The organism is Sorangium sp. So ce145 (assembly GCF_051525985.1).
Classification (GTDB): Bacteria; Myxococcota_A; Polyangia; order Polyangiales; family Polyangiaceae; genus Sorangium; species Sorangium cellulosum_B.
Genome location: NZ_CP150315.1, coordinates 12,691,516 through 12,714,253, shown reverse-complemented (window position 1 = coordinate 12,714,253; position 22,738 = coordinate 12,691,516). Strand labels below are relative to the sequence as shown.

The following is a 22,738-nucleotide window of genomic DNA, read 5'->3' as shown; positions in this document are numbered from 1 at the left end:
ATCGCGAGAACGTGCGAACGTGGGAACGTGCGGAAACGTGCAACAAAGACAGACCGTGCGTGTGGCCCGGGTCCATCGAGCCGCGATGTCGGTTACGTCGGTTGCATCGGTTGCGTCGGTTGCGCCTGTCTCGATGGACGAGCAACCGCTGTGCCGCCGGAGAGCGCGGCGCCAGCCGCTGGCGGCGCGCCCGCGCCGGGCGCCCCGTCACACGCGGTTTCCCCGCTCCGCTGGTTGCCGGGTGATGGGGGCTCGCAGCGTGGCAATCGGCCCCGGATGTCGAGGAACGCCTCGGTCGTACCGCGCGAGGAGCGCGGCGCGCCGGAGGCTCAGAGGGACTCGAGGTAGGCGACCAGATCGTCCAGCTGCGCGGCGGTCAGGCCGGAGATGTCGCCGTGACGGTCACCTCCGCACAGCGGATCGAAGCGATCGTGGAGCGTCGCCGCGCAGCCGTCGTGCATGAACGGAGCGCGCCCGGCGATGCCGAGGAGCGAGGGCACCTGCAGCCGCTCGCCCTTGCCCACGTCCTCGTTCCGGTTGTTGGTGAGCATCGGGCCACCGTGGCACTCCGCGCAGCCCACCTGCTTGTCATGGAAGAGCACCTCGCCCCGCGCCACGGCGGCGTCGTCCTCGGGCGGCGACGCCGGGAAGGCGGGCAGGCTGTCGATGTAACGGGCCATCAGGTCGAGCCGCCGGGCGCCGGGCTGCTGGCCGCCCATGCGGGAGACGAACACCTCCCCCATCAGGCCCGCGAGGTCCTGCAGATCGCCGCTCCAGTGGAGGGGCGCCGTCTTCAGGATGCCGCCGCCCAGCGCCTGCGTCCGCCGCAGGCCCACGGGATCGAAGTCCCACGTCCGCCCGTCCTCGTGCCCTTCGGGGTGGCACGACGCGCACGCCACGGCGCTCACGCCGTTCGGCGGGCGGTGGAACATCTCGTGGCCGGTGTCTTTCACGCTCGCGCCCGGAAGCGCGATGGTGCGCCGGCCGACCAGCTCCAGGGCAGCCGGCTCCCGCAGCTGCACGACGATCTCGCCCTGGCCGTCGAAGGCCACGGCGACGGGCTGCCCGCTCAGCGCGTTCGCGGTGACCTCCGGGCTGCAGCCGTTCATCTCGGCGTCGCGCTCCAGGTTGTCGACGGTCGCGCTCACGACGGAGCGTCTGCCGGCCGCCACGATGGCCATCCGCGCGCCGTCGGGCGCGACCGCGATGTCGACAGGCAGCGAGACATTCGGGATCGCGGCCGCGGGCAGCGAGGGGATCGATGTGTCAGGAACGTCCGCCGGGTCGATCCTGCTGACCGCGGCGTGCACGATGTTCCCGTCGCAGTCGGCAGACTGGTAATAGCCGCCCGGGCTGAGGGTGACCTTCGACGACATCGCGCGCTGGTGCACCATCAGCGCACCTCCGCCGGCGAGCGGCGCCATGCGCCAGGCCACGGACGGCGCATACTCCGAGTTGGCGAACCCGTTCGAGTAGAAGACGGGGAGCGTGCGGCGCGAGAGCACCGCGCCGTCGGGGCCCACGACCAGCGTCTCCGCGGACCTGAAGCGGCTGACCAGGAGCCGGTCACCCTCGACAACGACGTCGCGCAGGTCGGGGGCGAGGCGGAGCTTCCGGACGGCGGGGCCGCCGGAGGCCGGGAGCGTCACGAGCTCGCCGCCAGCGCAGGCGACGTGGATGGCGTCGAGCGAGGCGTCGTAGGCGACCCCGCGCGGCGCGCGGCAGACGTCTCTGCGCGCGACGACCGACCGCGCCTCGACATCGAGGGTCACCACCGCGCCGGCGCGCCGGAGCGCCACGTGGACCCGGCCGCTCGCGTCCTCGACGAGACGCCCGGGCTCGTCGCCCCGCTCCAGCAGGACGGCCGCCGGCTCGCCGCCCTCGAGATCGACGATCCAGACGCGATCGCGGTCGGCGTCCGCCGCCACCGCCGTGCGACCGTCGCTGGCGACGATCAGCGTTCCCCCGCTGATGGCCGGCGGTGGCACCTCCGTCACCGTGATCTCTTGATCAGGGTCGCCGACATGGGCCCCGGCCACCGGGGATGGATCCCCCGGGCCACACGCCGTGAGAGCTGACGAGAAAACGCCCGTGGACAAGAGCCCTGCCACGACAAGAGAACGAGAAAGGCGCAGACGCATGGGTTCCTCCGTTCGCCGCGCGTGCGAGCTTAGCAAGGAGGATTCCAGGCGGATGTCGAGATTTGGACGGCGGCGATCCCCGCGGGCGGCTGGGCGCGCAGCGCGGCACCGGCGGACGCCGCGAGAAGTGGTGTTCGCTGGCGTGGTGCGAAGGATGTCGCGCGGCGATGGTCCATCAAGGCGCCGGCGAGGGCGTGACGAATAAGAAGAGGGCCCAAGTTGCAGCCTGAGCCCTCATGCTCGGTTCCGATCAGGGCGTTTCTGGCTCAAACCGGCGCATCGTCGCCTTCGAGCGGATCCTCCTCGTCCGGCGGCGCTCCGTCGGTGCTGCCACTTCCAGCGCTGCCGCTGCCGGCCGCGCCTCCTCCTCCGCCGGACGCCTCGGCCGCCTTCTTCCTGGTGCTCCGGCTGAAGAGCCGCCGCGTCGCGATGGGTACGAGGCGCGGGACGGTCGGATCCTGCTCGTTGGCGCGCTCGAACACCCGCACGATCTGCTCGAGGAGGATCAGGTTGATGCCGTCGGCCCGGTCGAGGTCGCCGCTCGTGACTTTCTGGCCTGCGGGGCGCGCAGCCGCCGTCTTCGCCGCCTGGGTGAGCTCCTGCGCGGTCTCTTCGAGGCGCTCGACGTAGTCCTGGTCGAGCCGCATCAGCTTGGCGCGCACGGCGAGAGGACCTTTCTTCTGGGCGAGGTAGCGCTTGCCGAGCGCGGCGAGCTGGGTGAGCCCGCGCGCGAGCGCGCCTGGATCTTCCGCGGTGCCGACCGCCTGCGCGAGCTGCTCGCGCGCCTCCTTGCCCGAGCCGGCGACGCCGCGCAGGACCTCGTAGGCCTGGTCGCGCAGGAGCAGCGAGCGCGAGAACCGCTCCCGCAGCGCCGCGTCCGTCGTGGCGCGCGCCGCGTCCTTCTTCTGCCCGGCGCTCTCGTGCGCCTCGAGCAGCCGCTCCAGCGCGAGCGCCTGCTCGACCGCGAGCGCGAGCAGCTCCGGCGAGAAGCCGCGCAGCTTCTCCCGCTTCTCCTTCGACGCGCTCGACCAGCACGCGTGCGCCGTCGCGTAGAGGCGGCGCAGATCGGTCAAGACGCGCGAGGAGGCGATCTGCCGCCCTCGCTCGACGAGCTGGGATTCGGTCGTGCCGTCGAGCAATGCCTCGATGATGCCTGGCTCCGGCTTGCCGAGCCGCTCCGCCAGGGATTCGAGCGTGGGGTCGTTGTCATAGGTCTCTTCGGGAGGAGAGATAGGTTTGGCCATCAGCGCAGGCTACGTGCACAGGAACCGGGATGTCGAGGGGCTCTTCTCGACCCATGGCGCCTGCGAGCGCCGGCCGAGGCGCGCCCGTGGATGGCGACAGCGCGAGGCGCCAGGCGCGAGGGCGACGCGCAGGCGCGCGGCGCGGAACCGTCGGCATCGCGGCGGAGGGCGTCGTCATTGCGGGAGGGGGCCATCGTCATCCGAGGTGGACGTCGTCGTCATCCGCCCGGGAGGCATCGGCATCCGACCAGGACACATCGGCATCCGGACTGGGGCCCGCCGGCATACGCCCGGAGCCCATCGGCATCCGGCCGCTGCCCCTCGGCATCGGGCGTCGAGCCATCGTCATCCGGCCCGGGACCGTCGTCATCGAGGCTGGAGCCCATCGTCATCCAGCGGCGAGCTCGCCGTCATCCGAGGTGGAACCTGTCGTCATCCGGCGGAGACCCGTCGGCCATGGTCCCCCCGAAGCGCGATGATGTCGCGGAGCGCACCGATGGCCTTTGTGCGTCGCTTGTAGAGCGTAGAGAGAGGTAGTCCTGCGTCTTCTGCCACCTGGGCCATCGGGATCCCGTCCAGATCGTGTGCCACGAGAACAAATCGCAGGTCCGGATCGAGCTCGTTCACTGCATCGATGGTGCCGGCCCTGATCTCGTCCGATTCCATCACAGCAGCGGCGTCCGGCGCTGGATCGAGCACATCGATCCGATCGACGAGCTCCTCCTTCCGGCGCCGCGCACACCGGTGGTAGTGCGACGCGACATGGACGGCGATCGAATTCAACCAGCGTTCTGGCCTGCCGCGCTTCGGATCGAAGCTCGGCCAGCTCTGCCAGGCGATGAGCCAGATTTGGCCTGCGACGTCGCCACGATGGCAGAGTGGGACCCCTAACCACGCCAGCCAGCGCAGGACGGTGCGCATCAGCATCGGACAAAACAAGCGGGCGTGCGCGGCGGCACGTTCGTCGTTATTCGAATGCGAGGCTTGGCCGCGCTCACCCATGGCTCCCTACTCCGGGGAGTGTCGTGTTCAGCGGCGAGCGCTCTGCTTCCTCCCAATCGGACCCGTTGGCCGTGCTCTCCGCCCCTTCGTCACGCTGTAGTGGAAAGCTCGTCAGCGTGGCGGCGCGCTGGGCGAGCTCCGCCCCTGCGGCGGCGCGGGCAGGGAGCGGCGACCGAAGCCGCGGCAGCGGAGGCGGCGGGAGCTTCGCCCGCGGGCTCCTGGTCGCAAGCTCGGGAGACGGCACCACGGGCGGAGGAACGTCGAGCGCACGAGGAGGCATCGTCGGCGGAAGCGGCGGCACCGAGGTCGGCCCGGGTGACGACGGCGGACGCGCAGAGCTCTCGCGCCTGGTGACGGGTTCGCCGACCGGGATCACCACGGTCTCCTCTGCATCCGCTCGATGGTCGTCGTGCAGCCGCCACAGGCGCTCCCAGTACCGGGCAGGCGTCCCGGTGAACGCCTCCAGCTGCCGGGCCAGGCCGGGCGTCATGGGAAGGTCGCTCCTGAGCAGCCGCTCCACCTCCCTCGGCGATAGCCCGGTGCACTCGGCGAGCTTTCTCCTCCACGAAGGGCTCGTCGCGCAGAACGACTCGAGCACCCTTCCTGGCCAGGGGACAGGGCGTGAGCGGGCGTGTGTCAGCTCTGCGAGCGCCGCGTCGATGTGACAGTCCAGCAGGCGTCGGTATCGGTCCCGCTCCTCTGCAGCCTGCTCCCTCGCATCGGTGAGGGCTGCCTCCTCGTCATCACGCGCGTGCTCGCGCGCCTCGCGAAGCCCGCGCTCGCGTCCCAGCGCTTCGCGCGCGGTGACCGCGAAGCCGATCGCGACGCACGCGATCATCGCGAGCCCGAGCGGCGAGACGAGCCACATCGCACCCAGCATGTCCTCCATGTTCCCTCCTGAACCGTGAGCATTCCTGTCCGACGCACGGCGGAGCTCGGCCTCGTGCTGCCCGACGACAGCACCGACTCCGCCGCTGGCTTAGGTGTCGATGGACAGCCGAGCCGTCAGCGCAGCTGCCTGAGCATCTCTTCGCGCTCCGCGGCGAGCCGACCGCGCGGGAACTCCTCCGCATGGGCCTCGAGCAACCGGTGCGCCTCGAGGTCCGCCTCTGGGCTGTGAGCCTCGATGGCCGTCCGGGCCTGGCGGATCAGGCTCCTCTCGCGCGCGCTGATCGCCTGCTTCGCGTGGGTCGTCGAGGACGACGCACGAGGAGCAGCCGTTGCCGACGGAGGAGGCGTCGTGGTCGCACCGGCGCCGTCCTGTCCGGCGCCGCGCTCCACGGGGAGCGCAGCGGCCTGCGCTGCGGGTGATGCGGAGGACGTCCCCGCCTGCCCGGCGCGGCGCTCCGCGGGGAGCGGCGCAAAGGCCTGCCCCGACAGCGCGGGCCAACCGTCATCGAGAGCCGATCGAACCCACGCCTGCAGCGTGGACGAGGAGGTCACGGCAGCGACCATGGCGCTCATGAGCACGACGCTCGCCCCCTGCGCCAGGAGCCTCCAAGTCCAGCGGAGCAGGGAGCCAATCCATGCCCGGCGTGGAGTGAGCCCGAACGGAACGACGCAGGGGGTCTCGTCCCATCCGCGGGAGCGTTGCTTCGCCCTCCGGCGTTGCGCCGCCTCCTCCAGCTGCTCGCGGGCTCGACGGTGCAGCGTCTTCACGGCGTCAGGGTGAAGGCCGAGCTCCACGGCGATCTGGGTCAGCGGGATCTCCTCGAGATCGTGCTTGATCAAGATGTCCCGGTACTTCGGCTCGACACCGTCGATGAGCTCCCACAACACGGCTTCCCGCTCGCGCCACCTGAGCAGCTCTTCCGGCGTGGGGTGCTCGTCGTGGAGCTCGGGGTCGCCCGACGGCGTCAGCACCTCTCGCCGGCGGCGAGCGCTTCGAACATGGTCGCGCGCTTGGTTGGCCGCGATCGCGACGCGGTACGGCGCCGGGTCCCCGCCTGCCTCGATCCGTCCCTCCGCGTCGAGCCCCCGCAGCAGCGCGTCCTGCGCGACGTCCTCGGCATCGCGCGCCGGGACGCCGAAGCGCCTCGCCAGGCGCCGGAAGAGCTCGAAGCTGCTGAAGGTCCCCGCGGGCTTGCCCATGCCGGTAGCACGTCTGAGCGGCCCTCCCGGGGTCAGAAAAGTGAACGGTCCGGGTCATTTTGGTAGGACAACGTCCCCCGGTACGCCACCTGCGCGCGCGCACAGCGCTCGGCCCTCAGGCGAGATGGCAACATTGCTGTTTCGCGCTGAAATTTCTCACGGCAAACGCAGGCGCATGGCGATTTCACCCGCCATTGACGCCGAGCAGTTGACGCAACTACCGTCGTGACATGCGTTGCGCTCCACAGTTCCTCTCGATTCTCCTTGCGCTCGGGGCATCGACATGCCTCACGAGCGCAGCGCGCGCCCAGGGCGGCTCATCGACGACAAGATCGAGAGAGAACGCGACGGTGAAGGACCATGTTCGCCGTGGCCAGAGGGCGCGCGCGGCGGGGCAATGGTCCGAGGCACACGCCGCCTACAAGGCGGCCTTCGACGCCGCGGACCCGGCGTCGAGCACGGAGCGTGAGCGCGCGGAGATTGCCGGGGAGCTCGGCCTCTGCGAGGTCGCATTGGGCAAATACCGCGACGCGGCCGAACACCTCGCCTTGAGCCTCGAGCAGCGCGAGGCGCTGCCGGCCGCGCTGCAGAAGCGATTCGAGGAAGGGCAGCGCAAGGCAGCACCGCACGTCGCGAAGATCCGTGTCTCCGTCGACCCGCCGGACGCCGAGGTGATCATCGACACCAAGCCCATCGGCCGCGTCGCGCGCGTCTACACGCTGTTCGTCGAGCCCGGCCTGCATACGGTGCGGGCCCAAGCACCGGGCCGCGAAGATGCGTTCCAGACATTGCGCACCGTGGCGAAGGCGGAGCACGAGATCTCGCTTCATTGTCCGCGCGCGTCGGTGAGCAGCGCCAAAGAGGACGCGCCGGGTTCACCGAGCGAAACGCCGCGAGCCCCGAGCTCTCCGGCGGCCGCACAGGCGCGGCCTCCCAGCCCGTGGGCTGCCTGGCCGGGGACGGCGCGGATAGGCGGTATCGTGGTGACGACGGCGACGGCAGCGGCCGGCGCGGTCTTTCTCCTGCGCGCTCACGTCATCCATGGCGATCTGCGCGAGCGAGACGTCACGCGTCGCGCGCAGGGATGGACGTCCCATACGTGCCGGGACGCCAATGCACCGGCGTCGTGCGCCGGCATTCGTGACCAGGTGAACGAGCGGGATCTGTTCGCGACCCTCGGCAAGGTGTCGCTGGCGACGAGCGCCGTGTTCGGCGTGGCGACGGCGGCCTCGTTCTTCACGGAGGTTGCCTTTTTCGGTGGTGCGCCCAATGCCGCTGGCCTTCGCATCGTGCCGGTGACGACGAGCGACCGAGCGGGTGTGCTCGTCGAGGGAGCGTGGTGAGGGGGAGGCGAGGTCATGCGTTCTAGATCGATGGGTCGCAGTCGAGAGGTCCTCCGTTCGCTGGCGCCTATCGCGCTCGGCTTGGCGAGCGCCGCCGGGAACACCGGCTGCTACTCCGACAGCTGTGCGGACAGCTACTGGTGCGAGGTTCCGCCGCCGGAGCCATCGCCTTGTGATGGGGATCCGAGGACGGCGACGGCGCTCGATATGTGCGGCGTGTTCGTCAGCGAGCAGGGCGACGACAGCAGCCCCGGCACGAAGGGCGCGCCGGTGAGGACGTTGCAGCACGCGATCGGCCTCGCCGCGCACGTTCGACGCGACGGCAAGGCGCCGACCCGGCGCGTGTACGCGTGCGGCGGGTTGTTCGAGGAGGCCATCTCGCTCCCCCAGGGTGTCGAGCTCTGGGGCGGCCGTCTGTGTGCCGGCGGCGACTGGTCCTACGGAGGGCCGCTCGACGAGCAGAACGCGCTGACCGTCATCGCGCCGCCCGTGGGGATCCCGGTGCGGGTCCTCGGGGGGGACGACGATGCGGTCAGCGCGGAGGAGGATGCGACGTCGGTGATCTTCGGCATGCGCGTCGAGGCGGCCAACGCCTCCGCGAGGGATGGCAAGTCGTCGATCGCGATGCTCCTGGAGCATGGGGCCAGGGCGATCGTGAAGTCGAGCGTGATCCTCGCAGGCGACGGCAAGGACGGAGAGCCGGGCGAGGACGCGCCGAGCTTCCGCGCGAATGCCGGCGTGGTGGGAAACGACGGCGCGGACGCCTGCACCGCGGACGCCGCGCGGGGCGCCCCTCCGGTCGTGACCGTGTGCGACGACGGGATCGAGTCGACGGGTGGCGAGGGGGGTCGTGGAAGCCTCGAGACGGGTAGCGACGGGACGTCAGGACTGCCGGAACCGGTCGGGACTCCGGACAACATCGGCCTGGGTGGCCTCGGTGCGTCCAGCATGGCGTGCACGGAAGGGCAGCGGGGAGCAGACGGCGCCCCTGCGGAGCGCGCTGCCGGAGCAGTGGATCCTGGTCTCCTGGGCGTCGACGGATGGATCGGCGTCCGCGGGGAGAACGGGAAGCCAGGCGGCGTCGGTCAGGGCGGCGGCGGGGGTGGCGGCGGCAAGGGGCGCGACCCCGCCAGGGACGCGTGTCAGACAGGTCGGCCGCAGGGCGGTGCGGCCGGCGGATCGGGCGGCAGCGGCGGCTGCGGCGGCAAGGGGGGCAAGGGGGGCGGCTACGGCGGCGCGAGCATCGGGATCGTGGCCTTGCAGGGGAGCAACCTCACGGTCGATGCCAGCACGGTCCTCGGGGCCAAGGGCGGCAATGGCGGCGTCGGCGGAACGGGCCAGTGGGGAGGGGCCGGCGCTGACGGTGGCCACGGCGGACACTGGGTTCTGATCGACACGTCGCGAGGTTGCGCCGGCGGCGATGGCGGCCACGGCGGTCGAGGGGGCGACGCCGGCGGCGGTCTCGGCGGCCACTCGTTCGGCATCGCTTCCGTGGGCGCCTCGGTGGCCATCTTGGAGAAGTCAATGGTCTTGCCCGGACGAGCCGGCACCGGGGGGCTCGGCGGCAATGCATCCACGGAAACCACGTTCGGCAACGGGAACAATGGGACTGCACAGTTCTGGTACCCGTTCGATGCGCCAGACCAGGAGCCGCCTCAATGAGCCGCCCTGTGCTGGCGGCACACGTCAGGAGACGCCCATGAGGAAGATCGCCGCTGCTACCTTCGTCCTTCTGTTGTCGCCGTGGGCCACCGGCTGCGGAACCGTGCCCGATGTGAACGACCCTGGCGTGACGCCTTGTGAAGGTACCTCGTGCGTGGACGAGCCGCCCCCGGAGTCGGTCTGCGTGGAGCACGTCGCCGCCGACATCCTCGACGACGGCTGCGGCGTGTTCCTCGCCGGCCCCATCGGTCGCGGCGACGACAGGAATCCCGGCACGAAGGCGAAGCCGGTGTACACCATCGAGCGCGCCATCGAGCTCGCGCGCGTCGGACGAGGGCGCGTGTTCCTCTGCAACGAGGGATTCACCGTGAGTCAGTTCAGGGTGCCCTCCGGCGTGGATCTCCTTGGGGGCTTCCACTGCCAGACATGGGTGCGCGATCCCCTGCGCCCATGGACCCTGTTCAATGCCGATCGGTTCGACGGCCCCATGGGGATCGTCGAGCCCGCGGGCCCTGAGGACAGCGGGGCCGCGGACGGGGTCTCGACGCTCGCCGACCTCCACTACACCTCGTGGGGCCCGATCGGCTTGCTCGCTCAGTCCAACACGGCAGTGGAGATCCTGCGGAGCGAGATCTCCGCCAGCCAGGGGAATGGAGGCCGTGCTGGCGAGCCGTGGCCGACCAGGCAACCGGACGGACCGGATGGCATGTTCGGTGGGGACGCGTGCTTGGCGGCCGTCGTCGCCGGCGGGCCTGCGACCGTGAACCAGTGCGAGAGCGGGCTAACGAGCGTTGGCGCCAAGGGAGGGGACGGGCTGCCCGACAGCGCCGAGGATGGAGCCGACGGGGAGCCCGCCTACGCTTCGCCCTCGCGCGGCGGTCTCGGGGAGCGGGACAACCGCAGTTGCTCCGATGGATTCACTGGGGGCTCGGGGGCTCCGGGGACGCAGGGCGCGCCCGGCAAGGGCATCGGGCGCGTCACCGAGACAGGATGGGAGGGCGACACGGGGGGCGAGGGTACCTGGGGCACGCCGGGCCAGGGCGGCGGCGGTGGCGGCGGTCGCTGGGGCGGGCTCGGCCGGTGCGGCGCGGCCTCAAAGGGTGGCCCAGGAGGAGGCTCTGGAGGAGCCGGCGGTTGCGGAGGCCGAGGAGGCCGCGGGGGAGCGAACGGTCAGCCGTCCATCGGCGTCCTCGCGCTTCACGCCCGGGTGACCGTGCGCGACACCAAGATCACGGCGAAATATGGCGGCAAGGGCGGCGACGGCGGGGAACCTCAGGATGGCGGCCGAGGCGGCCGAGGTGCACCGGGCGGAACGCTGGGCGATGAACTCGGCGCCTGTTTCGGAGGCCGGGGCGGCCAAGGAGGACCCGGCGGCTACGGCGGCCCCGGGCGCGGCGGCGACTCGATCGGCGTCGCCTACCTCGACGAGGACCATCTCACGCTGGAAGGCGTCACCATCGAGATCGGGCAGCCGGGCAAGGGCGGCACCAGCTGGAACCACGACGGCAGCATGACGGTGGGAGAGAGCGGCGAGGCCCACGAGACGCTTCGCTTTCCCCAATAGCCGCAGTCACGTCATGGGAGGATCGGCGCGGAGATCGGCGACCGAGTCCACGGGCCAGCTCGCCAGGAAGCTGGAGGCCCAAGCGACCATGGCGGCCGGCGGCTCGCCTTCACCGTCCCACGAAGCGACCAGCGCTTCGAGCTCACGTTTGGCCGCCATGGCGCGGAGAGTCTTCGGCGACTCGTCGTGCGGGCGCATGCGCGCAAGCTCCTCCAGCATCTTGTCCTTGTGCAGGAAGCCGTCTGTAGATGCCGACCAATAAAGCCCAAACGACTGTCGATATGGCTCCGGCATCTGCTGAATCATCCTGGGCAAATCGAGTAGTATTCCGATCTGGTAGTGCGCCTGGAGCACGGTAAGCACCCCAATAAACCGAGCTGTCAAGCTGCTCGGCTCAAGCGTCACAACCGCTCCTCGCTCTGGCGGGGACGGTTCCACCCACTGACTATCTATGGTAAAAAGACAATCGTACAACGTCGCACCGCGCATGCCAACCACCACGCCCGGCACGAGAGTGGTACCGACCTCCGGTGGCATGGGCTCGCAACCGAAGGTCGACTCGATGTCATGGGCGATCCACGTCGCGTAAGGCCGCTCGTCTGGCGCAAGATCGAAGGTGAGCTCATGCCGGGTGACGGTCGCGCTATGCAGCCTCTCATCATACGGGTTCAGTACGAGATCGGGCCCCAGAGCACTTCGTGGAATGGAAAAATTGATACCATACGGCACCACGAAGCCGGCAGGCGGCCTAACAAAATCGGTCATGCGATAGCTGTATACGACATAGTACGGAGCCAGAAAGCTCACGTGAAACCAAAGCGTTCGACGGTCGGGTGCGTTCGGCAGATCGACCGTGAACGAATAACACGCGTCACAGGCTCCGGCGGGCAGGTGAAGTGATCGGTTCATGAGTAGCACGTCAGGGAATCGCTCTGATATGCGACGTCGCATGGCATGCCAGCGTTCGTCCTTCGATGCTTGGATCCGCGCAGCGACGAGCCGAGCGTGTTCTTCAGTCTGTTCGCGCTGGGAGTCGTCCTGCCAAAATTGGTTCGGGTCGGGACGGCCGATCCCACGCGGGAAATACCGGTAGACGACTTCCAGTAGTTGACCGACCGTGTGCTTCATGACTTGTTGACCACCACACCAAGTTTCTTGTATTGTTCCGCGAACATATTCTTTACGTTCGTGAAAAACTCTGAGCAGAATATGCCAGGTGGCAGCGCAAAACGACCCGTCCTCTCCATCTCACCTGCGACCATATTTGTCACTTCGGCGCTGTACATTGCCGCATCGTCAGCCGATATAACCCCCCAAAGGTGATTTCTTATAGGCATTCCAATGCGAAGAAAACACGCTGCTACGCCATCTTCTAGGTAGATGATCAATCCTGACTTTGCCTCCTGCCAACCACCTGCCACATCAGCCCCATCGTCGGCGACGATCGTGACAAACTTGAAATCAGACGGGCCGAACCGCTTACTTGCGCACCCCATGGTCGGAGCGCCGCTCTGCTGGCAGGGATCTGGCGGGCTCGTCGGGCTAGCTGTCGGCTTCTCCGTGCTGTCGCTGTCGCTAGGGGGCTCCTCTTCTTCCTCTTCTTCGAGGTCCGACTCGTTGCACGCGATCTTGCGCTCGCCGCCCCCCTGCGGGTCGGCCCCGAAGTCACCGGATGCGGCGGAGGTGAAGACGGGGCGGGGCTCCGAGCCTGGACCGGCCCCTGCCCCCGAAGTCCTTTCCTCGACAGGATAGCAGTCGCCGAACGTCCAGTTGCACGCCGCCAGCGCCCAAACCGCGATGGCCAAGATCAACAATAGAGCTCTTCTCGCGTTCATTTCTCACTCCATCGAAGCACGGGACCAGCAACGAATACGACGGACACATAGCCCGGGAGCACCAAACTGCCCCGACCGACCCAATCCACGTTGACGCTCACCGACACCCCCAGCGGTCCGGCGACGTACGCGTTGGTCTGCGCATGGCCGCCCACGGCCAAGCCACCGACGCGGCCGCACAAGGTGACGCCGCACGCCGGCATGAGGTAGAACGCGATAGACGGCCCCGCGCTGACGTTGCCATCCTTCCACGCGTACCCGATATCAACCGAGGTCTGGTTGTAGATCCCGAGCCCATCCTCCTGGATCGGGGGTAGGATCGTGCACAGGTCGTGCACCGCGAACAGGATGTCTCGCTGGATGGGCCACGATATGCCCGCGTGCGGCCCCACCGCGAGGCGCGGAATGGTGCCGGCCTGGAGCCACCCGAGGCTCACACCGGCGCTGAGCTCGGACGCCTCTCCTTGCGTCGGTAGGACGACGAGCGAGGGGACGACCAGGACCACCCACGGGATCCGCCGGCTTCCTGTGCCCATCGTCCCCCTCTCCCCTTTCCGCAACGGACGAGCAACGTGGCGACGCGGGCGATTCTTCTGATAACAGGGATCCGACGTCAAACAGAATCCAGACGAGCGCACTCCACGGACCGAGGGTCGTACCGTCCAGAGCGCACACCAGCGCGCAGCTACCTGCGCGGCTCCGGCGCGTATCGACCAGCTGGCGCCAGCTGCCTGTCCACGCTGCCATGAGAGCGCACGGACGGCGCTGCGCTCTGCGAGGCACGACGTCGCTCGCGTGCCACGGCCACGAGCCACCACGACAGCCTGGGCAGGCCGCCACCGCGGTTGACGGTGCAATGGGGCCGCCGCGGCTCGAGCTCGGCGTCCATCGGCCAAGCCGAGCCCCTCCACTTGGTCTGGACTGGGTGGGCGAGGCGCGGTGGAGACGATCCTGCCGGACGGACCGCGGCTCCTGGACCGTGCCAGGTTCGAGCGCGACGAGCGCGGCTTCGTCACGCGCTCGCGGAACGAGATCGCGATGAGCCGCCGTCCGCAGCAGGGCGCGGTCAGCGGTAAGCGCCGTATCCCAGCTCGTGCTCGATCTTGACCAGCTTGTTGTACAGGCCAATCACGAGCAGAGACGGCGCCCACTGGCCGATGAAGTTCGCGATCTGCTTCTTGCCGGCCAGCATGCAGCCGGCCGAGATCACCATCGAGCCGATCGCCAGCCCGAGATAAGTGCCGGACGGAATCCTGCCGGTCCTCTCCTCGATCTTCGTCGTGATCCTGCCCTCTTCCTTCTGGACCATCTGCTTCTGCACCATTGGCTCGGTCGTGGTCATCGTCGATCTCCTTCCGCAGCGCCTGGCCGGCGCTGCCCTGGCCAGCACTGCCCTGGCCGCCGCGAGCCGGTGCGACGACCGGGCCAGAAATGAGGGCGTCCGGACGAGAACAAACCGCGCAGCGATCGCTCCTGTTGCCGGCACCGCGGCGCGCTGTGCCTCTGGGCGATTGCCGTCCACGCAAGGCGCAGGGCGGCCTCGACAGCCACGATGGCAGGGCTCGATCGCGACCGACGCTAACTGCCACGTCGATGCACACGCCGGCTGGTCGACCGCTCGATCGCCGGCCTCCGGCGCCGGGCCTGCCCGGGCGCCCGCGCCGCTCAGATCCGCGCCGTCACCGCGCGCAGGATCTGCCGCTGCGCCGCCGCGAACACGAGGAGCACAGGCAGGCTCAGGATCACGTTGCCGGCCATCACGAGGTGCCAGCGGACCCCTGTCCCCTGCTCCCGGAGGAGGGCGATCGCGAGCGGCAGCGTGCGCACCTGGTCGTCGGTCGTCATGACGAGCGGCCAGAAGTAATCGTTGTAGTGAAAGACGAAGCTGAACAGGAACAGCGCCGAGAGCGTCGGCCGCAGCATCGGGCCGAGGATCAGGTAGACGATCCTGAGCTCGCCGGCCCCATCCATCCTCGCCGCCTCGATGATCTCGTCAGGGACCGAGAGCAGCGCCTGGCGCACGAGGAACGTGCCGAGCGCGCTCACCCCGAAGGGCAGGATCAGCGCCCCGAACGTGTTCACGAGGCCGACCGAGCCGAGCATCGTGAAGACCGGCACGAACGTCACCTGCGCCGGGATGAGGAGGCACGAGAGCACGATGACGAATGCGGCGCTCCGCCCCACGAACCTGAGCTTCGCGAGCGCATAACCGGCCGGGAGCGCGAGGGCGATCTGCAAGAGCGCGATGGCCGTCGCCATGAGCACGGTGTTGGCGAAATACCGCATCACCGGCACCGCCTGGAGCACTTCGCGGTACGCGCCGAGCTGGAAGGCCTGCGGCAAGGGGTAAGCCGGAGCGCGGGTGATCTCGGGCAGCGTCTTCAGCGAGGTGATCGTCATCCACGCATACGGCCCGAGCCACACGATGGCCACCACGACGAGCACGGCGTCCGAGACGAGGCGGCGCGAGCGCGCGTACGTGTGCGAGTTGAAGAGCCCCGCGCCGGCGCCGCCGCTCTGCCCCGCCGTCACGACGGCCGCCTCCCCTCGCGCGGCGCGCCCGCGCGGAGCGCCCAGAGCTGCAGGACCGTCAACAGGAGCAAAAAGCCGAAGAAGATCACGATCATAGCGCTGGCCCGGCCGACCCGCAGGTTCATGAAGACGTGCTCGTAGATCGCGTAGACGAAGAGGGTCGTCGATTTGACCGGCCCTCCCTGCGTCATCACGCGGATCACGTCGAACGCCTGAAAGGAGAGGATGAGGCTCGTCGTCGCCACGAAGGCGGCGCTCGGGCGGAGCAGCGGCCATGTCACGTGGCGGAACCGCCGCCACGGGCCGGCGCCGTCGAGCGCGGCCGCCTCGTGGAGCGCGCGGGGGATGTCCTGGAGGCCGGCCAGGAAGATGACCATGGCATAGCCGGTGATCTTCCAGACGCTCACCGCGGCCAGCGCGAGCAGCGCCGAGCGGGGATCGCCGAGCCAGCTCCTCGTCGGCAGGCCGAGCCAGCGGAGCGCGACGGTGAAGAGCCCCTCGGCGTCGAGGATCCACATCCAGAGGAGCGCCACCGCGACCCACGACACGACATAGGCGCTGAACACAGCGCCCCGCACGAAGGCATAGACCGGCCCAGGGCGATCGAGCGCCACCGCCAGCGCGAGCCCCAGGGCGCCGGAGAGCGCCACCACGACGGCGCTGTAGCCGAGCGTGCGGAGCAGCGTGCCGGCGAGCTCGCCGCTCTCGACGAGGACCTGGTAGTTCCGGAGCCCGACGTACCGCGGGGGCGTGAGCAGGTCCCACGCAAAGAAGCTGTTCTTGGCCGCGAGCAGGAGCGGGACCAGGAAGAACACCGCCAGGAAGGCCGCGGTGGGCAGGAGGAGCAGGTAGGGCGAGAGGGGGTGTTTGGGCTTCATCGCTCGCGCGCCGCGCGGACGGCCTCGGAGAGGGTCTCGGCGGCGTCGCGCGGGGCGAGCACCGCCTCTTCGAGCCGGGGCTGCACCGCCTCGCGCTGGACGCGGAACAGGTCCGGTGACCAGGGCCAGGGCGCGGCGTGCGCGAGCTGGTCCACCGCGACGCGGTCGTTCGGGTGCGCGGCGTAGTAGCCGCCCTGCCGGAGCACCTCGAGGCCGCGGCGCGAGACGGGGATGTAGCCCGTCCGCGTCGCGAACGAGTTCGCCTGCTCCGGCTGCATCATCCAGCGCAGGAACGCGAACGCCGCCTCCTGCGCCGCCGGCGCGGCGCCGCGCGGCATCACGAACATCGTCCCGCCCGTGGGCACCGAGGCGCGCACGTCGCGCGGCAGCGGGGCGGCGCCGACCTCGAACTTCCCCGCGCCCGCCTGGCCCGCGTTGTCCTCCAGGTATCGAAGGAACGCGGTCGACGTCCAGATCATCGCGACCCGGCCTGCCAGGAAGTCGGTGTTCGTCACCTGCCACGCGTTGTAATCGCGCCCCGGCGGCGGCTTCATCGTGCGGTCCTCGTGCACGAGGGTCTGCCAGAACCGGAGGGCGCGCACGCCCGCCTCCCCGCCGAGCGTGGGCGTGCCGTCCGGGGCCACGACGTCGCCGCCCGCTTGCCCGACGAGCGCGGCCCAGAACCACCAGTCGACCGGGCACTCGAAGCCCCACCGCCGCGTGCTCTCGCCGTCGCGCACGACGAGCCGCGCGGCCGTCGCGCGGAGCTCCTCCCAGGTCGTCGGCGGCGACAGCCCGAGCTCGCGAAACACGTTCCGGTTGTAGTAGGCGATCGGCGTCGATCGGTTGAACGGCAGGCACACGAGCGGGCGCTCGCCGCCTCCCACGAACGTCCCCGACTGGCCGAGGGCCTCGACCACATCGAGGTCGCCGCCCGGCGCGCCGGCGAGGAACCGATCGAGCGGCTCGAGCACGCCCGCCTCGGCCAGGTAGGGCACCACCTCGCCGACCACGTGCGTCAGGGCGGGCGCCGCGCCCGCCGCGAGCGCGGTCCGCAGCTTGGCGAGCGCCTCGAAGTAGTCGCCCTGGTACACGGCCTCGATGCGGTAGCGGCCCTGCTCGCGGTGGAACTGATCGACCAGCGACAGGAGCACCTCGCGGTTCTTGCCGCCGTAGGCGAACCACAGCGAGCCCTCGATACGTGCGTCGACGACGCGCGCGCGCCGCGCGCAGCCGATCGATCCCGCCGCGGCCGCGGCGAGCGACGCGGCGAGCGCCCGGAGCGCGTCGCGCCGCGAGCGCGCGGCGCGGCCTCCCCCGCTCACGACGCCGCCCGCGGCGCGGCGATCCGCGCGCCGGAGCCCGCGTCGAACCAGAGCACGTCGCGCGGATCGAGCCGCGCGCGCACCGCCTCGCCCGGCGCGGGCGTCGCGAAGCCGTGCGCCCGCGCGCGCAGCCGTGTCCCGCCCGCGTCGAGGTACAGGAACGTCTCGGCGCCGAGCGGCTCGGCCACGACGACGCGCGCCTCGACCTCCACCTCGCCCTGCGCCCCCGCGTCGCCGTGCGATCCGCGCCCCGGCGCGACGCGCAGGTGCTCGGGCCGCACGCCGGCGATGGCCCGGTCGGGGAGCGCCACCCCCGGCGGGGCGGGCAGCGAGAGCGCCGCGCCCACGTACCGCTCGCCGGAGCGCTCGAGCGGGAGGAGGTTGATCGCCGGCGTGCCCAGGAACCCGGCCACGAAGGTGTTCGCCGGCGCCTCGTAGATGGCCCGCGGCGGGCCGACCTGCTGGAGCTCGCCGGCGCGGAGCACGGCGATGCGGTCGCCCATGGTCATGGCCTCGACCTGATCGTGGGTCACGTAGACCGACGTCGTGCCGAGGCGGCGCACGAGCGCCGCGAGCTCGACCCGGAGCTCGGCGCGCAGCGCGGCGTCGAGGTTCGAGAGCGGCTCGTCGAAGAGGAACGCCGCGGGGGCGCGCACGATCGCGCGCCCCATGGCGACGCGCTGGCGCTCGCCTCCGGAGAGCTCGCCGGGGCGCCGCTCCAACAAGTGGCCGATGGCGAGCAGCGCCGCCGCCTCCTCGACGCGGCGCGCCCGCTCCTCCCGCGCGACCCCGCGCATCCTGAGCGGGAAGCCCATGATGTCGCGCGCGGTCATGTGCGGGTAGAGCGCGTAGCCCTGGAAGACCATCGCCACGTCGCGGTCCTCCGGCGCGACGCGGCTCACGTCGCGCCCGCCGATCGACACCGTGCCGCCGTCGGGGCTGTCGAGGCCCGCGATCAGCCGGAGCGCCGTCGATTTGCCGCAGCCCGAGGGGCCGACGAGGACGAGCAGCTCGCCGTCGTCGACGTCGAGATCCAGGCCGGCGAGCGCGGGGCGCTCGGCGCTCGGGAACCTTCGGGTCAGGCCTCGGAGCGAGAGGGTGGCCATGGCAAAAGCTCAGGTGGCGAGCAGGACGAGCCCGGGGATCGTCTCGGCGACCGCGAGCAGCTTGGGGCTCGGTGAGACCGCGACGGGCACCCGGGCGGTCCGGAGCAGGGCGGCGTCGTAGGCGCTGTCGCCGAAGGCCGCGAGCACCGCGAGCTCGGGGAAGATGCGCTCGAGGGCGCGGGTCTTCCCCTCGCCGTAGGTCGCGGGCGCGCCGAGCTCGGGGGCGAGCCGGCCCTCGTGGACGGCCGGGGTCATCGCGGCGATGCGCTCGGGCGCGACGCCGAGGCGCGCGACGGCGCGCTCGATCACGGCGCGCGGCGACGCCGAGACAACGTACACCGGGACGCCGCGCGAGCGCGCCCAGCCAAGGATCGGCAGCAGCGCGGGCCGGATCCGCCCGGCGTGGCCCTTCTCCTCGAGCACGCGGTCGACGAGCGCCGCGAGCTCGTCCTCGCGCCACCCCGCGAAGGCCCAGGCCATCATCGCGAAGGCCCTGTCCTCCGGGTAGCGCTCGGCGTTGAACGCCGCGTAGAGCGCGCTCGCGATCTCGTGCGCGCCGCCCTCCGCGGCGACGCCGAACGCCTCGGCCTCGCGGCGCAGCGCCGCCTCCGCCTCGAGCCGCGCGCAGCGCCCCGCGAGGAACGCCTCGAAGAGGTCGACGCCCACGTCCCCTTCCCAGAGGGTGCCGTCCGCGTCGAACGCGAGCGCGGGGCGCGTGGCGTACGTGTCGTGCGCGGCCTCGATCCGCCGCAGGATGTCCGTCGTGCTCTCGCGCGGGATCGTCGCGCCGCCGTCGAGGTGTGCCGCCGTCATGGTCTCCCCGGGGCCGGACGCCTGGTCCGACCGAGGCCTACGCCTACTGCGGCGCCCGCGTCGCGTCACGCCTGTCAACGTCGCGTCATCCGGCAGGAACGCCGATCACGCCGAGGATCCGGGAGAAAACAACAGGGAGAGACGGGGAGGCGAGGAGGAAGAGAAAGAAAAATGAACATCTCCCCGTCTCCTCGCCTCCCTGTGAGATCTCTCCTGTTTCTCGAGGTTCAGTCTGTTCGGCGCGCCACGAGGCGTCACCGCGCCTTCTCGAAGAGGGAGTGGTGCAGGACGCCGACCGCGGAGGCGACGTGCGCGTCCTCGATGACCATCGACAGGTTGACGCTGCCCGTGGCGTAGCTGAGCATCTCGACGTTGACGCCGGCCTGGGCCATCGCGTCGAGCACCTGCGCGGCGACGCCCTTCTGCCTGGGCATGCCCTGGCCGACGATCACGAGGGTCGTCCGGTTGGGCAGGACCTCGCAGGCGCCGAACTGCTCGAGCTCGGGGAGCGCGCGGCTGAGCTTCCCGAGGTCGTCGGTGGTCATCGAGACCGAGACTTCGGACGTCGTGATCACGTCGATCACGACCTCGTGCCGGGCCAGCACCGCGAGCACCTGCGCGAGGAAGCCGACCTCGCCGAACATCCGGGTCGAGCTGATCTTGAGCACGACCTGCCGCTCGCGGTAGGCGATGCAGGTCACGGCCGGGGACGCGGCGTCGGTGTCGAAATCGATGACCGTGCCGGGGTGATCCGGCCGGTTCGTGTTGAGCACCCGCACCGGGATGCCCTTCTCCATGGCGGGCAGGAGCGTGGAGGGGTGCAGGACGCGGGAGCCGAAGAACGCGAGCTCCGCGGCCTCTTCGAAGCGCATCGTGGGGATGTTCCGGGCCGTCTTCACGACGCTCGGGTCGGCGGTCATCACGCCGTCGGTGTCGCTCCAGATCTGCGCCTCCTCGGCGCCGAGCCCCGCTGCGACGAGCGTGGCCGTGAGGTCGCTCCCGTTGCGGCCGACGGTCGTGATCTCGCCGGCCTCGTTGCGGCCGACGAAGCCGGTGACGATCGGCACGATCCCCTCGGGGACGCGCTCGGCGAACATGGCCTTGATCCGGGCGTCGAAGCCGGGCAGCGGGCGCGCGCGGCCGAAGTTCGCGTCGGTGATGAAGCCGAGGTCCCAGACGTCGTAGGCGCGAGCCGGCACGCCGCTCCTCGCGAAGAAGTCCGCGATGCACCGCACGGCCATGCGCTCTCCGAAGCTTGCGATGTAGTCGAGGCTCCTCGGGCTGAGCTCCTTGACGAGGCTGATGCCGCGCAGGAGATCGGCGATCTCCTCGTAGAAGGGCGCGAGGAGGTCGGGCGCGCAGCCGAGCGACTCGGCGACCGCGCGCTGCTTGTTCACCGGGACGGAGGGATCGAACCGCCCCGTGGCGGCGGCCTTGGCGGCGTTGATCAGCGCGTCGGTCATGCCCTTGTGCGCGGAGCTCACCACGACGGGGCGGCGGGCCAGGCGAGCTCTGACGATGTGAAGAACCTTCTCGATCTGCGCGCGGCTCTCGACCGAGCTGCCGCCGAACTTCATGACGATCATGCGCGTGCCTCCATGGGCCAGCTGGGCCCGGTGGGCGCGAGAATAGTCGCGGCCGGCGGTGAAGCGAGCCCGGCCTGACGTTGACGCGAGGTGCTAAGAGCCTGTCCCGGTAGCCGACCCAACCAGGCGCGCGAGGGGCTTATGCCTCGGTCGCCAGGAGGGCCCGGAAGCTCTCGCGCTTCGTGAGCAGGAGCCAGCGCAGGTTCTTCATGAGCGTGCCTTGCTCCGAGAGGGCCGCGTGGCTCAGGAGGACGAGCTCGGCGACGCTGATCCCCTCCCGCACGTCCTCCAGGGAGACCTTGACCCTGCCGTCCGCCGCGGCGCGGCAGCGGGCGAAGCGCGAGATCACGACGGTGGCCAGCGAGAGGTCGAGCACGGCCGCCAGGAGGTGCCTCGGCGCCGAGAAGATGTGCCGGCGCTGGAGCACGAGGCGCAGGTAGTCCTTCACGGCGGCCCCCTCGTCGCCGGCGAGGAAGCGATCGACCGTCCTCACCCGCTGGAGCTTGAACGGCCTGGGGACGAACATCATATCGACGGTGCCTCGCCCGAGCATCCAGGCGGCCTTGTTCCCGAAGCTGCGCAGCGCCTGGAGCTCCGTCCACGAGGCCTTCTCGACCCGGTGGGGCTCGCGGACCCGCGACGGATAACAGAGGTTGCCGAGGAGATAGGCGAACAGCACCCGCGCATAGAAAGAGGGCTTCTTGCGGGGCGCGAGCGGCTCGGGCTCCTCCTTGCCGGCCTGCCCGAGGGCGGCGTCGACCGAGGCGTCCGTCGCGCGCCCTTGGCCCTGGGGGAGCGCGCGCTCGAAGGCCGCCGTCCAGTCGTAGAGCCGGGCCAGCGTCGACGCCGGCGACGCGCCGGTCGCGAGCTGCTCTTCCCAGTGCCTCGCGGCGCGCAGATAAAGCGGCTGCGTGAGGATCACGCCGCTCAGCGTCGCCAGCGCCGTCGACATCCGCTCCGTATCGCCTCGCTGCTGGAGCTTCGCCTTGAGCTGGCGATCCACGGGCTTGCCGTAGTTGTCGCGAATCGACGGGCACAGCTGGGAGAGCTGCGCGACGACGGCATCCTTCTCGTCTCGGACGAACCCGAACGGGAACGCCTGGCACGACTTCGGGATGTACTCGTGGCCGAACCGCTTCTGCATGCTGCAGAGCATGTCGTCGTCGAGGAAGACGCACTGGAGCTGGCGATCCCGCTCCCGCACGGGCAACACGCCGCGCCCGATGACGAGGGCCCCCTCTTCCCCGACGCGCTCCCGCACCCAGGGCTCGGCGAGGTACCGCCTGGCTTCGTCGCTGCTGAAGCGGATGTTCCACGGCATCCGGCAGCACCGAGCGGGGCAGTCGCGGCACTCGAACTTCTGATTCGGGGGGTGACTCGAGGGAGCGATGAGCTTCGTCGCCATGGGGCGGCGGGACCATACAACGCCCCGGAGATCGGCGCTCGATCCGGCGCTCGATCCCCGCGTGCCGCGCGTCCATCGCGCCCGGCGCGGCGCAGCGAGCCAGTGGGCTCAGGCGTGGCGACGGCGATCGGCGAGACGGCGACCGACAAAAAGACAGCGCCGCCGGGGCCTCAGGGGGGCGAAGGCCACGCCGGCGACGCTGCCTCCCATG

At 70.5% G+C, this 22,738-nt stretch carries 19 protein-coding genes; 3 read left to right on the top strand and 16 right to left on the bottom strand.

Annotated features, from left to right (window positions below; all coding sequences use genetic code 11):
* Positions 1-329: 329 nt before the first annotated feature.
* The 5 genes from WMF34_RS47375 to WMF34_RS47355 all read right to left on the bottom strand — a co-directional run bounded on the left by WMF34_RS47375 (position 330) and on the right by WMF34_RS47355 (position 6,478).
* On the bottom strand, positions 330-1,997 hold the full coding sequence (locus WMF34_RS47375; RefSeq protein ID WP_437991955.1) for a cytochrome-c peroxidase: 1,668 nt from the start codon (positions 1,995-1,997) through the stop codon (positions 330-332).
* Between the two features lie 410 nt (positions 1,998-2,407).
* Positions 2,408-3,385: a hypothetical protein gene (locus WMF34_RS47370; protein WP_437991954.1), complete on the bottom strand. Its 978-nt coding sequence runs from the start codon at positions 3,383-3,385 to the stop codon at positions 2,408-2,410.
* A gap of 432 nt (positions 3,386-3,817) precedes the next feature.
* Positions 3,818-4,387, bottom strand: a complete 570-nt coding sequence (locus WMF34_RS47365; protein ID WP_437991953.1) for an RNA polymerase sigma factor — start codon at positions 4,385-4,387, stop codon at positions 3,818-3,820.
* Positions 4,380-5,276 carry a helix-turn-helix transcriptional regulator gene (locus WMF34_RS47360; RefSeq protein WP_437991952.1) on the bottom strand — a complete coding sequence of 299 codons (897 nt, stop codon included), beginning with the start codon at positions 5,274-5,276 and terminating at the stop codon, positions 4,380-4,382. The genes WMF34_RS47365 and WMF34_RS47360 overlap by 8 nt, the downstream gene beginning before the upstream one ends.
* 116 nt (positions 5,277-5,392) lie before the next feature.
* Positions 5,393-6,478 carry an RNA polymerase sigma factor gene (locus tag WMF34_RS47355; protein WP_437991951.1) on the bottom strand — a complete coding sequence of 362 codons (1,086 nt, stop codon included), beginning with the start codon at positions 6,476-6,478 and terminating at the stop codon, positions 5,393-5,395.
* A 350-nt stretch (positions 6,479-6,828) separates the two neighbouring features.
* Here WMF34_RS47355 and WMF34_RS47350 point away from each other — a divergent pair, with 350 nt between their 5' ends.
* The 3 genes from WMF34_RS47350 to WMF34_RS47340 are packed head-to-tail and all read left to right on the top strand — an operon-like array spanning position 6,829 to position 11,047.
* Positions 6,829-7,821, top strand: a complete 993-nt coding sequence (locus WMF34_RS47350) for a hypothetical protein (protein ID WP_437991950.1) — start codon at positions 6,829-6,831, stop codon at positions 7,819-7,821.
* A 30-nt stretch (positions 7,822-7,851) separates the two neighbouring features.
* On the top strand, positions 7,852-9,483 hold the full coding sequence (locus tag WMF34_RS47345; protein ID WP_437991949.1) for a hypothetical protein: 1,632 nt from the start codon (positions 7,852-7,854) through the stop codon (positions 9,481-9,483).
* Positions 9,484-9,520: 37 nt separating this feature from the next.
* Positions 9,521-11,047, top strand: a complete 1,527-nt coding sequence (locus WMF34_RS47340) for a hypothetical protein (RefSeq protein WP_437991948.1) — start codon at positions 9,521-9,523, stop codon at positions 11,045-11,047.
* A 6-nt stretch (positions 11,048-11,053) separates the two neighbouring features.
* Here WMF34_RS47340 and WMF34_RS47335 read toward each other — a convergent pair whose 3' ends face one another.
* The 11 genes from WMF34_RS47335 to WMF34_RS47285 form a co-directional block, all read right to left on the bottom strand.
* The gene (locus tag WMF34_RS47335) at positions 11,054-12,175 is read right to left on the bottom strand and encodes a hypothetical protein (protein ID WP_437991947.1); all 1,122 of its coding nucleotides are present in this window, start codon (positions 12,173-12,175) and stop codon (positions 11,054-11,056) included.
* A complete protein-coding gene (locus WMF34_RS47330) occupies positions 12,172-12,882 on the bottom strand; it encodes a hypothetical protein (protein WP_437991946.1) in 711 nt (236 codons plus the stop codon). Before WMF34_RS47330 ends, WMF34_RS47335 begins: the two co-directional genes overlap by 4 nt.
* Entirely contained in the window at positions 12,879-13,418 is a 540-nt protein-coding gene (locus WMF34_RS47325) for a hypothetical protein (RefSeq protein ID WP_437991945.1), read from the bottom strand. Before WMF34_RS47325 ends, WMF34_RS47330 begins: the two co-directional genes overlap by 4 nt.
* A gap of 530 nt (positions 13,419-13,948) precedes the next feature.
* On the bottom strand, positions 13,949-14,224 hold the full coding sequence (locus WMF34_RS47320) for a hypothetical protein (RefSeq protein ID WP_437991944.1): 276 nt from the start codon (positions 14,222-14,224) through the stop codon (positions 13,949-13,951).
* Positions 14,225-14,547: 323 nt separating this feature from the next.
* Complete coding sequence (locus WMF34_RS47315) at positions 14,548-15,414, bottom strand: carbohydrate ABC transporter permease (protein WP_437991943.1); 867 nt, start codon at positions 15,412-15,414, stop codon at positions 14,548-14,550.
* The gene (locus WMF34_RS47310; RefSeq protein WP_437991942.1) at positions 15,411-16,292 is read right to left on the bottom strand and encodes a carbohydrate ABC transporter permease; all 882 of its coding nucleotides are present in this window, start codon (positions 16,290-16,292) and stop codon (positions 15,411-15,413) included. The genes WMF34_RS47315 and WMF34_RS47310 overlap by 4 nt, the downstream gene beginning before the upstream one ends.
* On the bottom strand, positions 16,289-17,617 hold the full coding sequence (locus WMF34_RS47305; protein ID WP_437991941.1) for an ABC transporter substrate-binding protein: 1,329 nt from the start codon (positions 17,615-17,617) through the stop codon (positions 16,289-16,291). Before WMF34_RS47305 ends, WMF34_RS47310 begins: the two co-directional genes overlap by 4 nt.
* Complete coding sequence (locus WMF34_RS47300; RefSeq protein ID WP_012241871.1) at positions 17,614-18,723, bottom strand: ABC transporter ATP-binding protein; 1,110 nt, start codon at positions 18,721-18,723, stop codon at positions 17,614-17,616. Before WMF34_RS47300 ends, WMF34_RS47305 begins: the two co-directional genes overlap by 4 nt.
* Before the next feature lie 9 nt (positions 18,724-18,732).
* Positions 18,733-19,536, bottom strand: coding sequence for an HAD family hydrolase (locus WMF34_RS47295; RefSeq protein ID WP_437991940.1), 804 nt, complete (start codon positions 19,534-19,536; stop codon positions 18,733-18,735).
* A gap of 254 nt (positions 19,537-19,790) precedes the next feature.
* Positions 19,791-21,122 carry an aspartate kinase gene (locus tag WMF34_RS47290; RefSeq protein WP_012241869.1) on the bottom strand — a complete coding sequence of 444 codons (1,332 nt, stop codon included), beginning with the start codon at positions 21,120-21,122 and terminating at the stop codon, positions 19,791-19,793.
* Positions 21,123-21,261: 139 nt separating this feature from the next.
* Positions 21,262-22,527 carry a YkgJ family cysteine cluster protein gene (locus tag WMF34_RS47285; RefSeq protein WP_437991939.1) on the bottom strand — a complete coding sequence of 422 codons (1,266 nt, stop codon included), beginning with the start codon at positions 22,525-22,527 and terminating at the stop codon, positions 21,262-21,264.
* Positions 22,528-22,738 lie beyond the last annotated feature (211 nt).